The sequence below is a fragment of the Paenibacillus sp. FSL E2-0151 genome, from assembly GCF_037993015.1.
Taxonomy (GTDB): domain Bacteria; phylum Bacillota; class Bacilli; order Paenibacillales; family Paenibacillaceae; genus Paenibacillus; species Paenibacillus amylolyticus.
The window spans coordinates 2,646,722-2,667,294 of the sequence record NZ_CP150308.1 but is presented as its reverse complement, the minus strand read 5'-3'; the positions used below and the strand labels follow the sequence as shown (position 1 = coordinate 2,667,294).

At 46.4% G+C, this 20,573-nt stretch carries 19 protein-coding genes; all 19 read right to left on the bottom strand.

Going from position 1 to position 20,573, the window contains the following annotated elements; translation table 11 throughout:
* Positions 1-81 precede the first annotated feature (81 nt).
* The gene (locus tag MHI55_RS12310; protein WP_133384340.1) at positions 82-282 is read right to left on the bottom strand and encodes a hypothetical protein; all 201 of its coding nucleotides are present in this window, start codon (positions 280-282) and stop codon (positions 82-84) included.
* A 37-nt stretch (positions 283-319) separates the two neighbouring features.
* Complete coding sequence (locus tag MHI55_RS12305) at positions 320-1,369, bottom strand: RodZ domain-containing protein (RefSeq protein ID WP_340390124.1); 1,050 nt, start codon at positions 1,367-1,369, stop codon at positions 320-322.
* 66 nt (positions 1,370-1,435) lie between these two features.
* Entirely contained in the window at positions 1,436-2,203 is a 768-nt protein-coding gene (locus tag MHI55_RS12300; RefSeq protein WP_036609270.1) for a DUF3388 domain-containing protein, read from the bottom strand.
* Positions 2,204-2,400: 197 nt separating this feature from the next.
* Entirely contained in the window at positions 2,401-2,664 is a 264-nt protein-coding gene (locus tag MHI55_RS12295) for a DUF3243 domain-containing protein (RefSeq protein ID WP_017689119.1), read from the bottom strand.
* Positions 2,665-2,828: 164 nt separating this feature from the next.
* Positions 2,829-3,599 (bottom strand): 3-oxoacyl-ACP reductase FabG, encoded by a 771-nt coding sequence (gene fabG / locus MHI55_RS12290; RefSeq protein ID WP_036670413.1) that lies wholly within the window; start codon positions 3,597-3,599, stop codon positions 2,829-2,831.
* Position 3,600: 1 nt separating this feature from the next.
* On the bottom strand, positions 3,601-4,881 hold the full coding sequence (locus MHI55_RS12285) for a pitrilysin family protein (protein ID WP_340390122.1): 1,281 nt from the start codon (positions 4,879-4,881) through the stop codon (positions 3,601-3,603).
* A 3-nt stretch (positions 4,882-4,884) separates the two neighbouring features.
* Positions 4,885-6,165: a pitrilysin family protein gene (locus MHI55_RS12280; RefSeq protein ID WP_340390120.1), complete on the bottom strand. Its 1,281-nt coding sequence runs from the start codon at positions 6,163-6,165 to the stop codon at positions 4,885-4,887.
* 126 nt (positions 6,166-6,291) lie between these two features.
* Positions 6,292-7,122, bottom strand: a complete 831-nt coding sequence (gene sleB / locus MHI55_RS12275) for a spore cortex-lytic enzyme (RefSeq protein ID WP_340390118.1) — start codon at positions 7,120-7,122, stop codon at positions 6,292-6,294.
* Between the two features lie 195 nt (positions 7,123-7,317).
* A complete protein-coding gene (locus tag MHI55_RS12270) occupies positions 7,318-10,056 on the bottom strand; it encodes a DNA translocase FtsK (RefSeq protein ID WP_340390116.1) in 2,739 nt (912 codons plus the stop codon).
* Positions 10,057-10,146: 90 nt separating this feature from the next.
* The gene (locus tag MHI55_RS12265) at positions 10,147-10,377 is read right to left on the bottom strand and encodes a YlzJ-like family protein (RefSeq protein ID WP_036670404.1); all 231 of its coding nucleotides are present in this window, start codon (positions 10,375-10,377) and stop codon (positions 10,147-10,149) included.
* A complete protein-coding gene (locus MHI55_RS12260; RefSeq protein ID WP_235193785.1) occupies positions 10,374-11,147 on the bottom strand; it encodes an ATP-dependent Clp protease proteolytic subunit in 774 nt (257 codons plus the stop codon). Before MHI55_RS12260 ends, MHI55_RS12265 begins: the two co-directional genes overlap by 4 nt.
* Positions 11,148-11,367: 220 nt before the next feature.
* A complete protein-coding gene (locus tag MHI55_RS12255; RefSeq protein WP_036609284.1) occupies positions 11,368-13,047 on the bottom strand; it encodes a ribonuclease J in 1,680 nt (559 codons plus the stop codon).
* A 476-nt stretch (positions 13,048-13,523) separates the two neighbouring features.
* Positions 13,524-14,402, bottom strand: a complete 879-nt coding sequence (gene dapA, locus MHI55_RS12250; RefSeq protein ID WP_340390115.1) for a 4-hydroxy-tetrahydrodipicolinate synthase — start codon at positions 14,400-14,402, stop codon at positions 13,524-13,526.
* A 47-nt stretch (positions 14,403-14,449) separates the two neighbouring features.
* A complete protein-coding gene (dapG, locus tag MHI55_RS12245) occupies positions 14,450-15,670 on the bottom strand; it encodes an aspartate kinase (protein WP_036670402.1) in 1,221 nt (406 codons plus the stop codon).
* 377 nt (positions 15,671-16,047) lie between these two features.
* On the bottom strand, positions 16,048-16,644 hold the full coding sequence (locus MHI55_RS12240) for a dipicolinate synthase subunit B (protein WP_017689130.1): 597 nt from the start codon (positions 16,642-16,644) through the stop codon (positions 16,048-16,050).
* Positions 16,641-17,540 carry a dipicolinate synthase subunit DpsA gene (gene dpsA, locus MHI55_RS12235; protein ID WP_036609288.1) on the bottom strand — a complete coding sequence of 300 codons (900 nt, stop codon included), beginning with the start codon at positions 17,538-17,540 and terminating at the stop codon, positions 16,641-16,643. The genes MHI55_RS12240 and dpsA overlap by 4 nt, the downstream gene beginning before the upstream one ends.
* Before the next feature lie 157 nt (positions 17,541-17,697).
* Positions 17,698-18,144 carry a dUTP diphosphatase gene (gene dut / locus MHI55_RS12230; RefSeq protein WP_017689132.1) on the bottom strand — a complete coding sequence of 149 codons (447 nt, stop codon included), beginning with the start codon at positions 18,142-18,144 and terminating at the stop codon, positions 17,698-17,700.
* Positions 18,104-19,387, bottom strand: a complete 1,284-nt coding sequence (locus tag MHI55_RS12225) for a pitrilysin family protein (RefSeq protein ID WP_339188203.1) — start codon at positions 19,385-19,387, stop codon at positions 18,104-18,106. Before MHI55_RS12225 ends, dut begins: the two co-directional genes overlap by 41 nt.
* A gap of 99 nt (positions 19,388-19,486) precedes the next feature.
* Complete coding sequence (locus MHI55_RS12220) at positions 19,487-20,482, bottom strand: polysaccharide deacetylase family protein (protein ID WP_340390113.1); 996 nt, start codon at positions 20,480-20,482, stop codon at positions 19,487-19,489.
* Positions 20,483-20,573 lie beyond the last annotated feature (91 nt).

The following is a 20,573-nucleotide window of genomic DNA, read 5'->3' as shown; positions in this document are numbered from 1 at the left end:
GCTGTTTTACACAAAGAAAAAAGCATTTTTGGCTTCCACTTCAAGTGGCTGCCAAAAATGCTCGCTGGTTTAGCTTCCAACCTAATAGCGGCTGCGGTTGGGCTGTCTGAACATATCGAGCACACCCAAAAGTACATGTGCAAGTCCAAAACCCAATATTCCGTAACCCCAAGCACTTGGAGTCAGGTAATAACCCAGGAGGCTGACAATGATCCCTAAACCTGTTACGATCCAGCTGACTGTCACAGCCATCCACCTCACTTCACCAAAAGTTAACTGCAAGTTAAGACACGATTATTGTCTCCTGCAGTTGACCCGGTTATTCGCTACCCGTGGTACCCCCTGTACCGTCCGTTGATCCATTTTCAACACCTGTGGAAGAAGTAGTGCCACTACTGTCTTCACCAAGCTTCAGACGGATCCGATTGGTCGCCTTGCCATCCGTTACAACTTGCCCGCCAACCTCAATCGTGGTCGCTGCAGCGTAACCGGACTTAATATACATGCCTGTACTATCAAGCTCAAAGGTATAGCTGTCACCTTCGGCTGTGTTACCATACTCCAACTTCTCTCCACTGGAGTTTTCGCCTTTGTACACTTCCAGCCAGCTATGACCTGTTGCTTTGATCGTAACCGTTACAGGTTGCCCTGCACTACCGTTAACTTTAAAGTTCGTAATATTCCCTGATTTCCCATCTTCTGCAACAGTCACATTAGACGGTGAATTGTCAGTTGGTTTTTCCTCAGTTTCATCCGTCTGTCCGTCCGTTTGGCCATCAGTTTGACCGTCCGTCTGTCCTTCCGTGTCTGTACCGCCACCGTTACCGCCAGCGTCGCCCTCACCAGTACCGTCAGTACCTGAGTCTGTCGCAGGCGGATTAGATGCCTGTCCGTTGTCGGCAGGTTGATCCGGTTTGTCCTCAGGCTGTTGTTGACTGTCTGTAATTTTGACCTGATCAAGACCCGGATTATCTGATTCATCACCATTGTTATACACCACGTATACATACAACAGTACTACGATCAAAACAGGGAATGTCCACATCAACGCGACAGACATCCACCGATTACTACGCTCAACCGGACGGCTGGAACGCTTCTGAATAACCGGTTCCATCGTTGCTTCCGTCTCTTCTTCGGGGACGTCTTTTTTGTGTCCCTCCAGCAGCTCATCAGGGTTCAGTCCCACGGTCTCCGCATAGGTTTTGATGAAAGCACGCACATAGAAGCTACCCGGCAGCACTTTATAGTCTCCTGCTTCTATGGCCTCCAGATACCTCTTGCGAATTTTTGTCATTTCCTGTACATCGTCAAGACTCATCCCTTTTTGCAGCCGGGCCTCCCTTAACTGCTGACCCAGTTCAGACATGCCATCTCCTCCTTATGTTTATCTCTTGAGTTGTTGCTAATCTATTCCATGATTCCGTACGGTTCCTTACAATTCATCGGTGTAGCTAGCCGTAAACGTATCATAAATAATCTCTTCATTGGGAATGTTACGCAATTCAATAATAATATCAAAATCATTAAAATCATATTCGGATTCCTGTACAAAAATATCCGGATGTTCAATAACTTTGGTGCTAGGCATGGACATAATATCCTGCAACAAATTGTAATGCCGCTCACTGGAACGAATCGTACTTACAATTCCGTCAATGATGAAGACATTGTTCGGGTTCAATTCGTCTTCGGACATTTGACTCCTTATCGTCTGACGAAGAAGTGTGGAGGAAACAAACGTCCATCGCTTCATTGCACATACGCTGCCCGCAATAATAGACTCCGTTTTGCCAACACGAGGCATTCCGCGCAAACCGATGACCTGATTGCCTTCCCTCTTAAATACTTCACCCAAAAAGTCCACAAGTAACCCAAGTTCATCTCGTGTGAAACGAAATGTCTTGCGATCATCCGAGTCACGGTCAATGTATCTGCCATGACGTACGGCCAAAATATCCACCAATTTAGGTTGCCGCAAAGCCGATACGGTGATGCTGTTTACTTTGCCAAGCATTTCACCAAGCAAACGGATTTTTTCATCATCATCCGATTCAAGCAGCATGCCTCGAGTTTTGCCTTCAACACCGTTAATGGTCAATATATTCACTTCAAGCATCCCCAGCATAGAGGCAATATCGCCTAACAAACCGGGTCTGTTCTTATGTATTTTATATTCCATGTACCATTGTTTAGATTCCATTTCAACACCCCGTAATGCATTATTCCCCATTATTCGACAGCAACAGAACATATCCACTGGACAACAATCTGAGACATCTTCTACAAATGGGTCACGTTAATGATATATAAAATGAAAATGAATTACAAGAACAGCTCTGTAATCCGTTTGTAATCATTAGAGAAAAGCCCCCTTGCGGGAGCTCTTCATCTGTAATCTTATGCGTTTTGTTTGGCCAATTTGACCATCAGGCACGCAATCGTACGACGCTCATCAGCATCGCCGACATCCCATAACTCTTTCAATGCCCGGTTGGAATGGTTCGCCGGATCGACTTTCTCATCAAGGAAGTCGCCGATTTCATACGCAAGTTTGTTGATGGTTTCTTCACTCATCCCCATCTTCTCTGCTTGCAGTACGCGGTCACCCAGAAACTTCTTCCATGTGTCAAAACTGGAGAGCACTGTTTTTTCTGTTGACATGATAAATCCTCCTTAGATGACGCATGAGATTTAAAATCAACAGTTGTAATATGTGCTTTCGAGGCATTTTATATACGAGCATTATGAAAATAATCCGGAAGACGACTGCTTCTCAGCAACCTTCACCTGGTTCGTTCACAGCCAGTCAAGTTTTATTGCTTTTTTTACGTTAACCAACCGCCATTTGGACTAATGATCTGCCCATTGATATAACCCGATTCAGGGAGAGCCAAAAAATAAACCAATGATGAGATTTCATCAGGTTGAGCAAGTCTTCCTGCCGGAATTTCCTCTTCCAGCATCTTCAGTTCACTCTGATCCAGATGGCTCAGCATGGATGTCTGAACGGCACCAGGAGCAACCGCATTTACGGTTACTCCTGAAGGCGCGAGTTCTTTCGCAAGCGCTTTGGTGAATGCATTCACCCCACCCTTGGTTGTGGAATACAGCACCTCACAAGAAGCACCAGACAGCCCCCAGATCGACGATACATTAATGATTCGGCCATACCTTTGGGAGATCATGTGAGGCATCATTTCCTGTGTACACATAAACGTGCCTTTGAGGTTAATCGCCATCACTTCATCCCAAATCTCCTCTGTAACATCAGCCAACATCCCATAGTGCGAGATTCCTGCGTTGTTCACAAGGATATCTGGCATGAGATTGTGCGACTCCAGCTTCTCACGCATACGCTCAATCTGTTCCCGGCTGCGAAGATCCGCAGACACGGTCATGATTTTTCCGCTGCCTTGTTCCATGCACCGTCTGGCGGCTTCATTCGCTGCTTCATGCGATTTCATATAGTGTATAACAACATTCATTCCCACTCTGGCAAAGCGTTCTGCGATAGCCGCTCCGATGCCACCGCTTGCGCCAGTTACCAGTACCGTCATTTCCCCGATTGCCTTCAATTGTCCCGTTCCCCTCTCCATATCAAGGACTCACGACTAGCGATACAGCCAGATGATCCCACCGAATATGCTCTCTCAGTCTGAGATTTACATCTTCCAGTGTAATCGATTCATAGAGCGGCAGCATATTGAAAAAATCACCGCCACGGAATTGCTGACGTGTAAATTCATGCGCAATGTTCTCCGGAGAATTGAGCATACGCAAATATCCGCCTATTTTCTTTTTGCGTGCACGTTCAAAATCCGTGGAATCGAACCCTTTTTCTACAATGGCATCCACTTCTTCACGTATACGCGCGAGCAGTTGATCCGGGTCTTTTGTATCACCACCAATGGCTGAAAACGCATATTGCGGCGAACTGTTATACTCATGTCCAAAGCTGTCCGAGATCAGAGCTTCATCGTAGAGCTTCTGAAATAATCGTGTGCTTGAGCCAAACAAGAGGTCCATCATCAGCTGCGTTGTCATATCTCGCCGTAACAATTGTTCCCCGGTAAGTCCAACGTCCGTCTCCTTGAATCCAAACAGACATTTGGGCAGTGAAACAGCCAGTTTCGCTTCCCGTCTGGCTTCTCCTACCTGCTCAGGCTCCGGTTCGAAGAAACGTTGAATGCTCCCCTGTGGCTTATAATCCTTCTGCTCCTGGTTCGATCGAACCATATCAATGACTTCTTGTGGATCTACACCACCCACCACAAACAAGAGCATATTACTCGGGTGATAGAAGGTGTTATAACACTCATATAACATCTCTTTGGTAATCGTACGGATGGATTCCACCGTTCCTGCAATATCGATATGCACCGGATGTTTCTGATACATGGCTTCGATCAATCCAAAATAAACACGCCAATCCGGATTATCAGCATACATGTCAATTTCCTGTCCAATAATGCCTTTTTCCTTTTCCACATTTTGATCCGTGAAGTAAGGATTTTGCACAAAGTTGACTAATGTTTGTATATTTTCATTCACATATTCGGTCGCTGAAAACAAATAAACCGTCTGATCAAAGCTCGTAAACGCATTAGCTGAGGCACCGTGAGACGCAAATGTTGCAAAAATATCGCCTGTTGGTTCTTCAAACATTTTATGCTCCAGGAAATGAGCAATCCCATCCGGAACCTTCACTTCTTCCTGCCCCTCAACCTGAAAATGATTATCCACCGATCCATACTTGGTTGCAAACGTAGCATACGTTTTCTGGAACCCCGGTTTAGGCAAAATATAGACATGCAGTCCGTTATCCATTACTTCGTAATATAGTGTCTCCTGCAAATGCTCATACCGAATGCTCTCCACCGATTATTCCTCCTTCTCGTCCCGCAAGAAATAAATCGTATCCAGACGGAATTGTTCTGCCGCCTCACGCACATCTTCCTTGCTAATATGTTCTACCTGAGCCAACAGTTCTTCAGCCGTTCTTTCTTTGCCAGACAACTGTCGATTGAAGTCATAAGCGATCATCTCAAAAGCAGAATCCTGCATTTCCTTAAGCAGGTTACGGATCATTGCTTTGGTCTGAGACATTTCCAGATCACTGATTGTACCGCTTTTCATTTCTTCCAGCTGCTGCTTGATGATGGTGACAGCCTTCTCATAATTAGGGATTTCAATCCCGGATTGAATCGTTGCAATGCCCTTATGTCCGTCATATCGCGATGACGCGTAATACGCCAGGCTTTCTTTTTCACGAACATTGACAAACAGTTTGGAATGAGGATAACCACCGAGAATCCCGTTGTACATTAGTGCTGCGGCATACTGAGGATCTCCATAAGTGATAGATGTACGGAGTCCCATATTGAGTTTTCCCTGACTCACATTCAGTCGCTCAACAACGGTCTCCACTTCCTTATCTCCTCGAACCGCTGCCTGTGTCTGGTAATCAGAGGAGGACGTTCGATCTACATTGAAATGACGCTGAACAAGGTTCTCGACCTCCTCCAGTGTCGTATCCCCTACCACGTACAGATCCATACTCGCCTGCTGCAGCCACTCCTGATAAGACGCAGTAAGTGTGTCAGGCTCAATCCCGGGCAGATCCTTTCGCTCACCCAGTGGGTGAAGACGGTACGGCTCGTTCTTGCACATTTCCTCAATACTGCGTTCAGAGGCATAGCGCATTTTATCATTCACGATGGACTCCAGCTTTTTACGAACAGTCTCTCGCTCTGCTTGTACATAAGACGTCCTGAAATGTCCATTCTCCTGTGCAGGTCGGGTAAGAACCTCTCCAAGGAAGGCAAATGAACGATCCAGTAGCTGTTCATCCCCTCCAACAAAGGAATCATTAATGGTATCCATTCGGAACTGTACAATCTGGTAATCCCCGCGTTTATAGACGTCAAAACCAAAACCTGCTCCATACAGATGCTCCAGTTGCTCACGAAATTGCGTTGTTTCCGGATAGGACTCCGTGCCGCGTCGCAGAACAAAAGGTGTCAGTGCTACTTTGGTTACTGTATCTTCCCGTAAAGGAACTCCTGCATATAGCGATATAGCAAACGTTTTGAAACGTTTAGTCGGAAGCACATGTATACGAAACTCTCTCTTGCTACCTCGTTCGAATCCTGATGTATTCAAATGTCAAAACCCCTTTACGGCGTCATTTATCATGCAATCATATTAAGCTAAACGTAACAACCATTTTAACCCATTCAAAAGGCAAGAAGCAACCGAAGTCACGCCTTCTGGTTGCTTCCAACATCATCACATACAAAAGATATGCTGTCCGATTGTTTTCACTTGTGGGCGGGTCCAGATCCATTTGGATGTTGCTGTCTTCGGGTTAAAATAATAGAGACATCCACCGGACGGATCCCATCCATTCAGGGCCTGCTCAACTGCCTTTTTGGCTTGTGCGTTTGGTTCCAAATAGATCTGTCCGTCCGCTACAGCCGTAAATGCACCTGGTTGAAAGATCACGCCTGAAGGCGTATTAGGAAAGCTTGGTGATTTCACGCGATTCATAATTACTGCCGCTACTGCGACTTGACCTTCAAACGGTTCCCCACGGGCCTCACCATATACTGCGTTAGCCATAATTTTGAGTTCATTCTCTGAGAGACCGAGTGCATTGGCAGATCCCATATTATCTTGCTCTTTATCTGCCGTATTGTTACTACTATCACTTCCACCTGAAGTTTTTTCCTTGTGCAATGGCGTTTCCGTTGGCGACCATTTGGTTGAAGCATTATACAATTTCAGTTTGGTTTCAGCTCCAACGACACCATCGGCTTTCATACCAAATTCGGATTGAAACCATTTGACGGATTTCAGCGTGCTGCTGCCAAAATTGCTATCGATTTTACCATTGTAAAATCCCAAATACTTGAGCCGGCCTTGAAGCTCATACACATCCTGACCGTAACTTCCATATTTCACAGCGTTGCTGCTGAAAGTAGGCAAGGCTTTCTCTTCAACTTGTGGTGTGCTTTGATTCGAACTTTCGGTTGCTGCATTCTCAGGAAGCAAATAGCGGATTCCCAATGCGGACATCAGCAAAATAGCAGTGAAAAGCCATATGTTCATTTTTCGCATCGACTGTGCTCTACCTTTCTCTTGTGGGATTAACAGAATCGCTAAGGTTATTATGACAAGCCTGCTTGCTTCCTATGCACCAAATCATCCGATCATTGGACATCATGGTAAAACTTCAGTCAAATTGTATGAAAAAAGCCCCCAACCATTAAGGTTGAGGGCTCGAATCGCCTGAATATTCATGTGCATTACAAGCTACGAGCTTATTTTGTTTTGTTGGTACTCTTCAAGCGAGACCAACACTTCCCGTGGTTTGCTACCCTCGTAAGGACCAATCACGCCCCGGGATTCCATGGAGTCAATCAAACGTGCGGCACGGGTGTATCCTACTCGCATTCGACGTTGTAGCAGAGAAACAGACGCTTGCTTGGCCTCCAGAATAATCTGCACTGCCTTTTCGTATAACTCGTCCTGTACTTCATCTTCAGCCTGGATAGAGTCGTCCACCTCAGGTACAAGGGACTCATCATACTGTGCTTCACCTTGACCACGTACATAATTCACAATATTTTCCACTTCTTCATCACTCATAAAAGCACCTTGTACACGAACCGGTTTCGATGCGCCCATTGGCATGAATAACATGTCTCCGCGACCCAACAGTTTCTCGGCCCCACCCATATCCAGAATGGTTCGAGAATCCACCTGTGAGGATACACCGAAGGCGATACGAGAAGGTATGTTGGCTTTGATAACGCCAGTAATAACATCCACAGAAGGCCGCTGTGTAGCAATAATCAGATGGATACCGGCTGCACGAGCCATCTGGGCAAGCCGCGCAATCGCATCTTCAACATCTCCGGCTGCAACCATCATGAGATCTGCAAGCTCATCCACAATGACAACAATATAAGGCAGAACAGCCGCAGGATTATCTTTCATCAGATTATTGTAACCTTCAACGTTACGAGTGCCTGATTTGGAGAACAGTTCATATCGTTTCTCCATCTCAACCACAATCTTTTTGAGAGCAAGTGACGCTCTCTTAGGATCAGTTACTACCGGTGCCAGCAAATGGGGAATCCCATTATATACGTTCAACTCAACCATCTTGGGATCGACCATCAGGAACTTCACTTCATCCGGCTTGGCTTTGTACAATATGCTGGTAATAATTCCGTTAATACACACCGACTTACCGGAACCTGTAGCACCCGCAACCAACAAATGGGGCATACGAGCCAAGTTACCAATAATCGTCTGTCCCGAGATATCTCGGCCAAATGCAATGGTCACTTTGGATTCTGCATCCTGGAACGTTGCTGTCTCCATTACTTCACGCATCGTTACAACCGATACTTCACCATTAGGTACTTCGATACCAATCGCAGACTTTCCGGGAATCGGTGCTTCCATCCGAATATCTTTTGCCGCCAGAGCCAACGCGATATCATCAGTTAGGCTGACAATTCTGCTGACCTTGACACCAATGTCAGGTTGAATTTCATATCTTGTAACGGCAGGACCCCGAACCACTTCAAGTACTTTGGCACGAACACCGAAGCTTTCCAGTGTGGCTTCCAGCTTGCGTGCTGTCTGCATATAATCCTTCTGGTCACCCGCCTTGCCCCCATTGTTTGGCTTGGCAAGTAGACGGAATGATGGCAGCTTGTACGGCTTAGGAGGTGGCGGTGGTGGTTTCACCGGTTGTGTGTCCTGCCCTTCAGGAGTTGGAGTATCTGTTCCCTGCATTGCATCATTAGGTACTTCTTCTCCACTCTGAATCTCATCCACAGCATTCATCCCGTTTGTACCCGCATCGGATGCAGACCACTCTGTCTCTACCAGTTCATCCGTTATTTTAATGGTATGCTCGCCCTGTTGTGCTACGTTTGGATCGGCCAGATTATCCGGGAAAGGATAAGCATCGTCCAGATCATCTTCAATGCTTGCCTCTTCTGTTCTGACGTGCTCGAAAAAGTCTCGAATGATCGGCGCTGAGTTAGGTTTAGCCTGAACAGGAACACGTGACGAAGCTGATTTGTTAGTTACGTCTTCAGTTGCATCCTGCCACGCCTCTAGATTGTGATCTTGTTCGGCGCGGTACACAATCTGTTCTGTTTCTGCCGAATCGACCTCATCCATTTCACGTCCTGATGTCGCCTGTTCCCGTTTAGCTCCCCATTTTCCAAAAAGTTGGAAGAATATGGGCGAGTTTCGTTTTGGCAGATGCTGTTCCTCTAATTCATCCTCATACTCGTCTTCGTCATCTTCAACAGGAACAGGCACCACTTTACGGGCGTTACCTTTCTTCCTGGCATCAGAAGTTGAAGCAGAACGTGCAGACGGTCTCGACTCCAGCTTTTTGTACATCGAACTCCCGGCATCCCAGATCTTGGTTCGGAATATTCGTATCAAATCCACATAAGATAGACTCGTAATCAGCATAAAACTGATGATAAACATGACAATCATGATGAGTCTCGCCCCAAGACTGCCGAACAGCCACAGGAAAAGAGCAAATTGCCCAGCTCCGAGATAACCACCGCTGATGTCCTTGTTAAGCATGGAGTCCCTCTCGCCTGGCGTAGCAGGGGTTAGCAACTCAGTTTGCATATCATTATGTACCTGTGTAATCACAGCTCCAGGCTCAAGCGCACCTACCGGAATGAGCTTCTGGTGCATTGCAGAGACGGTGCTCATCAGGGTTAAAGCAAAGACCAGCAATACCAGTCCTGTTTTGCGTGTGGTCCAGCCACTCGGCCATTTCCGGTGAATCATCACCATGAGACCATAATAAATGCCAACAAGTGGAATCGCAAAATAAAACTTACCAAGCATCAGTCCGAACATCTTGGAAAGCGAACGTCCAACGGTGGCTTCACCCGATAATGCTATGACAGCAAGGGTAATAAGCACAATCCCGTAAATTTCATATTTTAAAACGCCGCTAAAACCAGCGCCCTTTTTTTTCCTCTTTTTTCTTCTGGCCAAAATCAGGTCACCCCCAGAAGAATATTATACCATACAAATATATTCCGTACATATGTTCTTTTTCTGCTCAATTTGTCTGAATTCGTCGCGTTATGCTGATCCCAAGTTACCCGAAAGCGGAATGGTCGAACCGGGCATATTGGCAGGATTGAGATAGGCTTCAAGTGGACAATCCAGCAAACGAACAATAACGGCTTCATTGTCATTAACAGGTCTCACCTGCATTAACAAACCATTCATTTTGATCTCCTTTGTATCTTCGCCCTCTTTCCACATTCCCGACCAGAGTTGTTCAGGAGGCATCACGGTATATAGTGTCATTGGGTATAACCTCCCGCCTGCAGGGTCTGTCTCTTGTCTCCTATGAGCTGATTTAACTGAGCAATAGCCTGTCCAATCCCGCCCACTGCATCCATTAATCCATGTTTCACTGCATCTGCGCTTCCTACAGCTGTACCAATATCCCGATTCAACTCACCAGTCTTAAACATTAGTTCTTTGAACATCTCTTCAGAGATATTCGAATGAGAAGTCACGAACCGAACAACCCTTTCCTGCATTTTCTCCATATACTCAAACGTTTGAGGTACACCAATGACAAGGCCGTTCATCCGAATCGGATGGATCGTCATCGTTGCACTTCCGGCAATCAGGGAATATGTTGAAGCTACAGCAATCGGTACTCCAATGCTATGCCCGCCTCCAATGACCACAGTCACCGTAGGTTTGCTTAGAGAAGCAATCATCTCTGCAATGGCTAGACCCGCCTCTACATCTCCACCTACCGTGTTCAAAATGATCAGTATACCTTCAATACGCTGATTTTGTTCTGCGGCCACCAGCTGTGGAATGATATGCTCATACTTTGTTGTTTTGTTTTGTGGCGGCAAAATCAAATGCCCTTCGACCTGTCCAATAATGGTCATGCAGAAAATATTCGACTCACCTGCAGGAGACTGTGTCTGCCCAAATTGCTGAATAGTCTCTGTCACGGGAGAGATGGCCTTTTCCTCCTGAATCGGAATTTCCGGCGCTTCAACTTCCGGTTGATTGGATCTTGACGCCTGCTTGTCATTCATACGTTCATTCATTTCAATAATCCCCTTCTCCAAAAACATTTAATGTATTTCCTTAGTATGGGGACTTTTCCAACCGCCTTATACCCGCTACATCAAATTGCTTCACATATTGACTTATCGCAGATCTTCCTGAAAACGCAAAAAAAGCCCCTTCTCTACGAGGAACCGTCCAATATTACTCGTAGAGAAGGGGCGACTGTGTGCCTGAATATATGTTTTTGTTTAGCCTATTTTAAACTTCCATAATGATTGGCAAAATCATCGGTCTACGACGAGTTTGCTCATACAGGAAGCGTCCCAGTGCATCTTTAACATTTGTTTTGAGTGAAGCCCACTCGTTAACGTTCTCACTCATCAACTTCTGCAATGTGCTGCTAACGATCCGGTTGGCCTCATCCAATAGTCCTTCCGATTCACGAACATACACAAATCCGCGAGAGATGATGTCAGGACCGGAAACAATTTTTCCATCCTGTTTGCTGAGTGTTACCACAACAACAAGGATACCATCTTGTGACAACAATTTGCGGTCACGAAGTACAATGTTACCCACATCGCCTACACCCAAGCCATCGATCAACACATTACCTGCAGTAACTTTACCTGCTCTACGTGCTGCTCCACCTTGAATTTCAATCACTTCACCGATATCCGTGATGAAAATGTTCTCAGGTTCTACCCCTACAGATTCAGCAAGAACCGCGTGGCGACGCTGCATACGGAATTCACCGTGAATCGGCAAGAAGAATTTCGGTTTCATCAGGTTGAGCATCAGTTTCAGCTCTTCCTGGCTACCGTGACCAGATACGTGGACGCCACTGTTAGCACCGCTGTAATGCACGTTAGCACCCAGACGGAACAGTTCATCAATCGTACGGCCTACATATTTCTCATTACCTGGAACCGGAGTTGCTGCGATAATGACGGTGTCACCTGGCAGGATGTCCACTTTACGGTGCGTGGAACGAGCCATACGTGTCAGTGCTGACATTGGCTCTCCTTGACTTCCTGTGCAGAGAATCACGACACGATCAGCTGCCATCTTGCCTACTTCTTCAGGTTCAATGATCATGCCATCCGGAATCTCAAGATAACCCAGTTCTGAAGCAATACCAACCACGTTCACCATGCTGCGTCCGATAACTGCAACTTTACGTCCAGTCACTTCTGCTGCATTGATCACCTGTTGGATACGGTGTACGTTGGAAGCAAATGTCGCCACAACAACACGTTGACTTGCTTTACGGAAGATATCTTCCAGCACGATACCCACATTTTTCTCCGATGGTGTGAATCCAGGTTTCTCAGCGTTCGTACTATCGGACAACAGCGCTAACACGCCATTTGTTCCGATCTGTGCCATACGCTGAAGATCTGCATATTGACCATTGACTGGAGTATGGTCGAATTTGAAGTCACCTGTGTGAACAACTGCACCTTCCGGTGTTTCGACACATACACCAACAGAATCCGGAATACTATGGTTAGTAGCGAAGAACGATGCTTTCAGAACAGATCCAAGTTGGATCTCGGAATCAGCATCAATCAGAATACGTTTTGTATCACCCAGCAAATTCGCTTCTTTCAACTTGTTTTCTACAAGTCCAAGCGTAAGTCTTGTTCCGTATACAGGAACATTCAGATGTTTGAGAACATATGGCAGACCACCAATGTGATCCTCATGTCCGTGAGTAAGGATGATTCCTCTTACTTTGTCACGGTTCTCAGTCAGGTAAGAAATGTCAGGGATGACAATATCAATACCAAGCATATCTTCTTCCGGGAATTTAAGACCAGCATCTACGACTACAATGTCGTTGGCGTATTGGATGACGTACATATTTTTACCAATCTCGCCTACGCCGCCCAAAGCAAAAATCATCAGTTTATCGTTATTATTTTTCTTAGACAAATGAATCTAAACCTCCTATGGTAGTTGGACGTCGTACCTTATTATTTATTGTAAGTTAAGAAAAGTAGTCCATACATCACATACCCACCTATCGGGATGAATGCAAAAGAACACCTTTATTCACGATATTTGGAAGAAGTTCTTCGAAGTTATTCCCTTTGACCAACAAGTTGGAGTTGAAATTCCCTCTTAGCCGTTCCTTCCTTTTTCACCGCAAAGCTACACCACGAAGCGATGTCGCTTTCAATTTCAAAAAAATACCGCACCCAGTCACTTGACATCATTATACATGATTAAAAACAAAAAAAACAAGTCACTCTCTCGTTAACCTGTAGGTTTCCCCTTAGCAGTGGAAAAGAAACCTCACATTACTCGTAAAAAAAAGAACCGCAGCCTCTACGAAGAGGAGCGGTTCTTTTGCTGATCTGAAGGATATTCCCATGATTAATAAAATAGTCCATATACAACCAAAATGATTACAAATTAAGCAAACCTTTGATATAAACCTGCTCCTCTTCCGTTGGCGGAATAAGTGGCAACCGTACGGAACCAACGTCTAGACCACGCAATGTCAGCGCATATTTCACCGCTACGGGGTTTGGTAGAGGCTGTGGACACTCAAACAGGCCTTTGAACACCGGGAACAACTGCTGATGAATCTGAGCAGCCTGAAGAGGTGCTCCGCCATAGAAGGCGTCAATCATTTTCTTCATTTCTGCCCCTACGACATGACTGGCCACGCTGACAATTCCATGTGCTCCAACCGCAATCGCTGGTAAGCCTGAAGCATCATCACCGGAATAAACTCTGAAATTTTCTGGAGCACTTGCTGCAATCAGCGTAACCTGCTCCATAGACGCACATTCCTTCGTAGCGACGATGTTACGAATCTGTGCAAGACGAAGCGTTGTCTCTGCTGACAGGCTGGTTACTGTACGCCCAGGCACGTTGTAGAGCATAATTGGCAGCTTGGTGGAGCCTGCAATCGCTTCAAAATGTTTGAACAAACCTTCTTGGCTAGGTTTATTGTAATACGGAACAACCAACAAAATGCCATCCACTCCGGCACGTTCAGCTTCCTGTGTCAAATGGATGGAATGTGCCGTGTTATTGCTTCCCGTTCCGGCTATAATTTTGCACCGACCGGCCGCATGTTTCACTGCAAATCCGAATAATTGAACTTTCTCAGTATCACTAAGTGTTGGAGACTCCCCTGTTGTTCCAGAAACCACAAGCGTCTCCGACTTTTGATCTACAATTAGATAGTCGATTAGACGTGCCGTTTCCTCCCAATGAATCTCTCCTTGTTCATTGAACGGAGTGACCATTGCTGTAATCAATCTTCCAAAGTCCAATTCGATTCCTCCTTCAAAACAGGTTTGGCTCCTCTGACTTCAGTTATTTACAAATGAAGTTCGAATGAGGCGTGAAGTGCCCTCAGGGCCTGAACCATATCTTCTTTTTTTACGAGTACCCAGATCGTTGTATTCGAATCTGCCGATTGCAGGATCTGAATGTCTGCCAGTGTCAAGGACTCCACGATTCGAGCCATGATTCCAGGTACACCATTAATGCCTCCGCCAATGACGGACACTTTGGCACAACCGGACAGGCTTTGTGGCTTGAGACCTATCTCCTGCAATACCTGTATGGCTTTCTCGGAATCACTGTCAAAAACCGTATAGACAACTCCCGAGGGGGTAACATTAATAAAATCAACGCTGATTGAATTCTCAGCCATGGTTTTGAACACTTTTAGTTGCAATCGATCTGCACCACCACCAGGCACATCCACCGTAATTTGCGTTACATTGCTCACGTAGGCGATGCCTGTTACATAACGGTCAACAATGCCTGTCTGCACATCCTGGAATCCTTCCGGATGCGTAACCAGCGTTCCCTCCGTGTCTGCAAAAGTAGATCTTACCCGCACTGGAATCTGGGATTGCATCGCAATCTCAACCGCACGTGGATGGATTACCTTGGCCCCGTGGTGGGCCATGTTACAGATCTCTGCATAACTCACAACAGTCAGTGGACGTGCATCCTCAACAATTCGCGGATCAGCGGTGAGTATCCCGTTCACATCTGTGTAGATATCCACCATTTCAGCACGTAATGCTGCACCGAGAGCTGTAGCAGACGTATCGCTTCCCCCACGACCCAATGTCGTGAAGTCTCCGTTCTCTGTCTGCCCCTGGAATCCGGTTACAACAACGACACGGCCAAGCTGAAGCTGCTCCAACACACGAACAGGACGGACATCCAATATCCGGGCATTCCCGAAATTGTCGTCCGTCACAAAACCTGCTTGTGCACCGGTCAGCACTGTAGTTGGAATGCCTTCATGTTCGAGTAAACTGCTCAACGTTGTCGCCGATATGATTTCACCACAGCACAGCAGTAAATCCTTTTCGCGTGCGGATAGTGCGTTTCCGTTCTGTGCAGCCCAGTCCAGCAACGTATCGGTCGCATATGGCTCGCCGCGGCGCCCCATCGCAGACACAACGATGACCAGACTCAATCCTGCTTCAAGTTCACGTTTAACATGACGGAGCACATGCTCTCTCGCCTGAACAGTGGAGAGAGACGTGCCTCCGAATTTCTGTACCATGATACGCATCTTTATTCCTCCATTTGTGTACGCAAGAAGACTGGACACGGGTCAAATCAACAAATGGATCACTCTAGGGAGCGTTCTGATGCGATAATTTCAGCATTTTATACGGCATTCCATGCCGCTCCTTATTTTCTGTAATTGTCTGGGACAATCGCAAATCAAAGGTCGCGGTTGTTATCGAGGTCATGATGCATACATTCACAATAGACCTCTCCCGCTTGCTTAACCTGTACTGCCCGCAAGCAGGAATGCCTTATAGACAGGAACGTGGACATAGTAGCTGTTCAATCCAGCATATTGTCCCCCATGATTTTCTTTGTCTCTCGAACCCTTCTTCATTTCTCCAAGCGTATAAACGTTGTCACCGAATCATTGTTCCATCAAGCCTGTGAAGAACGCTCCACAATCATCGGCTGCAACTGTTTGCCCTCAAGAGCACTCCAGCAAGCCTCTGGAATCAATTCCATTTTGGCGACTAACGAGTTTGGTTTTTTCACTGGATCGTCTTGCCCAAATGGCACAAAATACAAGTATTTAGCCACAAGCAATTTGGCGATATTCGCAGCATTCAAGCCCAGACCGTCATTCGTGGAAATCGCGAGCACAAGTGGACGCTGATTGCGCATCTGCGCTTTGGCTGCCATTAGCACTGGACTGTCGGTCATCGCATTAGCCAGCTTGCTTGTTGTATTCCCTGTGCATGGAGCAATAACCAGCACATCAAGCAGCTTGGAAGGCCCTAATGGCTCCGCTTCAACAATTGTAGAAATGATATCATTACCTGTTATATCTTTCAACTGTTTTTGCCAATTTTGCGCCGTACCAAAGCGTGTATCCGTCGTCAGAACCGAATTCGAAATAATCGGAACGACGTTGGCACCTTCAGCTACGAAGCGGCTAATTACCGGCATAACCTCTTCAAACGTACAATGAGAACCCGTAATTGCATAACCTACCGTTTTTCCCTGCCAGTTCATGATTTAACCTCCCGTGCGTTCTGTTCTTCCAAAAGCAAACGGATCAACGCGTCGGCAATAATGCCGCCAGCCGTTTTGGGAGCAACAATGCCGGGGAGGCCTGGCGCAAGTAGCGCTTTGATACCGCGTTTCTCGGCATACCTGAAATCACAGCCGCCAGGAGCGGATGCGAGGTCGATAATGACAGCCTTTTGCGGCATTCTGGACAGGATTTGTGCTGTGATTATCATAGTCGGTATCGTATTAAAAAGCAAGTCAACTTCCCCGGTCTGAGCGGCCAAATCCGTTGTCATGAAAGGCTTCCAGCCCATTATTGTAGCGCGGGCAGCATCCTCTTCCCGCCTGATTCCCACCCGTACATTTGCTCCAAGTCCCTGCAGTGTTTTAGCCATTGTGAATCCTGTTCGACCAATGCCAAGCACAATGCATTCCGAACCATGGATTGTGAAGTCCGTCTCCCGAATTGCTATGGCGATGGCTCCCTCAGCTGTTGGAATAGAGTTATAAAGTGCAATATCATCACGATCAAGTACTTCAACAAGTCGCAGCCCATTTTCAAGACTAAGTTCGCGCAAGAACGGCTTTGCCATACCTGTGAACACAATACAATGCTCTGGTAATGCTGCAATATGTTCCTTTTTCAAATAGATCGGTGTGTCACTGAATGAAGTACTTACTTTTCCCTGCTCATCGCAACCGACAACAGGCAGTACGAGTACATCTGCGGAAGCAAACACTTCATCCTCCAGTTCCTGGTGCTCGATCCCTGGAATGGAACGCTCTATTTTATCGAAACCCACCACACTTACCGTTGCATCCAGCTCAGCGCACTTTTGAATGACTTCAAGCTGCCGCGCATCTCCGCCCAGGACTACAATCCGGACTCCGGTCAGCATCGGGACGTCACTCCTTTCACCACATGTATGCCTTATCGTATGCAGGGGCCCACAGGGGGGTGAAAACAATAATTGCATTCCACCGTCCGTTTCTCAAATGTAAAAAAGAGCCGCCCCTGTCAGGGACGACTCTAAAGAATAGGTATATTTACGCTGCTTATTTCCCGGTATGACCGAATCCACCTTCGCCACGTACCGTTTCCGAAAGTTCATTCACTTCAGTCAATTCAACCGCAGGCACGGTCTGGAAGACGATCTGTGCGATGCGCTCTCCCCGTACAATTGTGAACGGTTCCTGACCCAAATTAATCAACAGAACTTTAACTTCTCCGCGATAATCCGCATCAATGGTCCCCGGTGTGTTGAGGCAAGTAATACCATGTTTGAAAGCCAGTCCGCTCCGAGGACGAATCTGTGCTTCCAATCCAGCTGGCATTGCCATCGCAAGTCCGGTAGGAATCAGCGTACGCTGACCCGGCTGCAATACAACATCTTCCTGAAGTGCAGCTACTACATCAAAGCCGGATGCCAGCTCCGACATTTTTTGAGGCAGTTTAATATCTTCATTGCCCGGCAGTTTCTGTATTTGAACGTAATGCAACAAAATCATCCCTTCTCAATCCAGCGATCGTCTTATCTGAAGCGCCAACCATAGCAAGTGCAAAAGGTTCAGCAAACATCAGATCAAGTACCGCGTTAATATCGTCCATGGTAACTTGCTCAATTTTGGCAATCATCTCATCCAGTGTATGGTGTCTGCCCAGCATGAGCTCGTTTTTACCCAGACGATTCATGCGACTGCCTGTGCTTTCCAAGCTCAGAATCAAGCTACCTTTCAGCTGTTCTTTTCCTTTACGAAGTTCATCTTCGGACAAGCCGTTAACAGCCAAGTCGCGTAGAACCTCTTTGGTCAGATCGAGCACTTCTTTGGTCTGTTTCGGTGCTGTACCCGCGTATATCGTGAAAAGTCCGCTGTCCGCATGAGAGCTATGATAGGAATACACGGAGTACGCAAGACCCCGTTTCTCACGAATTTCCTGGAACAGTCTGGAGCTCATGCCTCCACCAATGGCGTTATTCAGAACAACCATAGCGAATTGCAGCGGATCTCCGATTTTACAGCCCGGGAACGAGATACAGATATGATTCTGTTCCGTTTTCTTTTTGTGAAAGAGCTGTCCGCTTTGGAAGGCTGGCATCGTGACTGCTTCCGATACTCCATTTACATCAAAAGCACCAAAATGCTTCTCCATCAGATCGATTACACTGTCATCAATATTACCCGCGATACTAATGACCGTGTTCTCAATCGTGTAGTGCTCCTTCATATATGCACGCAGATGGCTGGAATCCATCACTTTGAGACGTTCTTCCGTACCCAGGATTGGGTATGCGAGTGGATGCTCACCATAAGCGGCCAAGGCCATCAGATCATGAACCATATCATCAGGCGTATCTTCATACATCGAGATTTCTTCCAGAATGACGTTTTTCTCCTTGATCAATTCACCATCATCCATTTTGGAGCGGAAAAACATATCAGACAATACATCAACCGCAATCGGCAAATGTTCATCCAACACTTTAGCATAATAACACGTATATTCTTTGGAAGTGAATGCATTCACGTTACCGCCAATCGCATCGAACTGCTCCGCAATCGCCTTGGCATCATAACGATCTGTTCCCTTGAATAACATGTGTTCAATAAAATGTGATACTCCGTTACTTGCAGGTTGCTCATTACGCGAACCTGTCTTGACCCATATTCCGAAAGACACAGAACGGCAGGTCGGTATCTGTTCCATGACAACTCTGAGGCCATTGCCCAGCTGAATTTTTTTCATGGTTGGCCCTCCTACATCTCTATAATTGCCTTGATCTCAACCTTGAAATTGAAATCGACATTTGGTTCCAACTGTTTGATATTAACAAAAAAACAACGTTCACTCAACCGTAGAGGTATTTACACGTTCCGAAGACAGCGTCTCACTTACTGTTCCGAGCACCAAACCTTTGGCCCGTATGAATTGAATCATGCCCTTTAAAGCTCCCGAAGAAGCAGCTGTAGGGTGCATTAGAATTAACGTTCCAGCCTCGGTATTTTTTGCAATTTTGGCAACAACGGCATCTGGGCTTGGCTTACGCCAATCCACAGTATCTACTGTCCATAACACGGTGTTCAGTCCCATGGATGAAGCAATGTCAACGGTCTTCTGATTAAAGTCACCGGAAGGCGGAGCAAACCAACGATTTTCTACGCCCAGTGTTTTATGGAGCAGATCCTGGGTTTTGCTAATTTCCAGCTTAGCCCGTTCTGCGCTCAATCGACTCATATTAGGGTGAGAATATGCATGGTTGGACATCTCATGCCCACGTTTCTGAATTTCTTTGGCCAGTTCAACATTTTTGCTTAACCAACTTCCATCCAGAAAAAAAGTAGCCTTCACTTTCTCGGCATCGAGCGTATCCAGCATCGGTTTAATGTATTCGTTCCCCCAGGCCACATTAATCATAAAAGAAACCATCGGTTTGTTTGCATTCCCCCGATAGATCGGATGTGCACCCAAATCCTTAAGCTGGATCTCCGGCTCAATCTGACGGTAGACATACGCTATTTTGGTATTCAATGTTCCACTCAGCGCCTTACGGTATGTCGCTTCCACATCAATCTCCATGCCATTATAACCAGGAATCGCTTTCCATACCCGATCCACTCTGGCATTTATCGGAGCAATTTTCGTTTCAGCCGCTTTATCCCGAATCGCAGACAACAGCGCATCTTCTCCAGTTGCCTCCTTAAACATGTCAAAAGCATTTTGCGTACCTGGCCCATCACGGATCTCCGTAATGTATGTACGTACACTGCCAACTTGTCCGATCAATATGACCGCAGTCACACCCGCCAGAACAGCCGCCAGCTTTTTGGATTGGTTTCCCACAGCTCCATCCTCCCGCCGTCTTTGTCCCCATCATATGAGGACAAGGGCAAAAATATGAATGCTGAGCCATGGTTTCATCCTTGCTTTACGT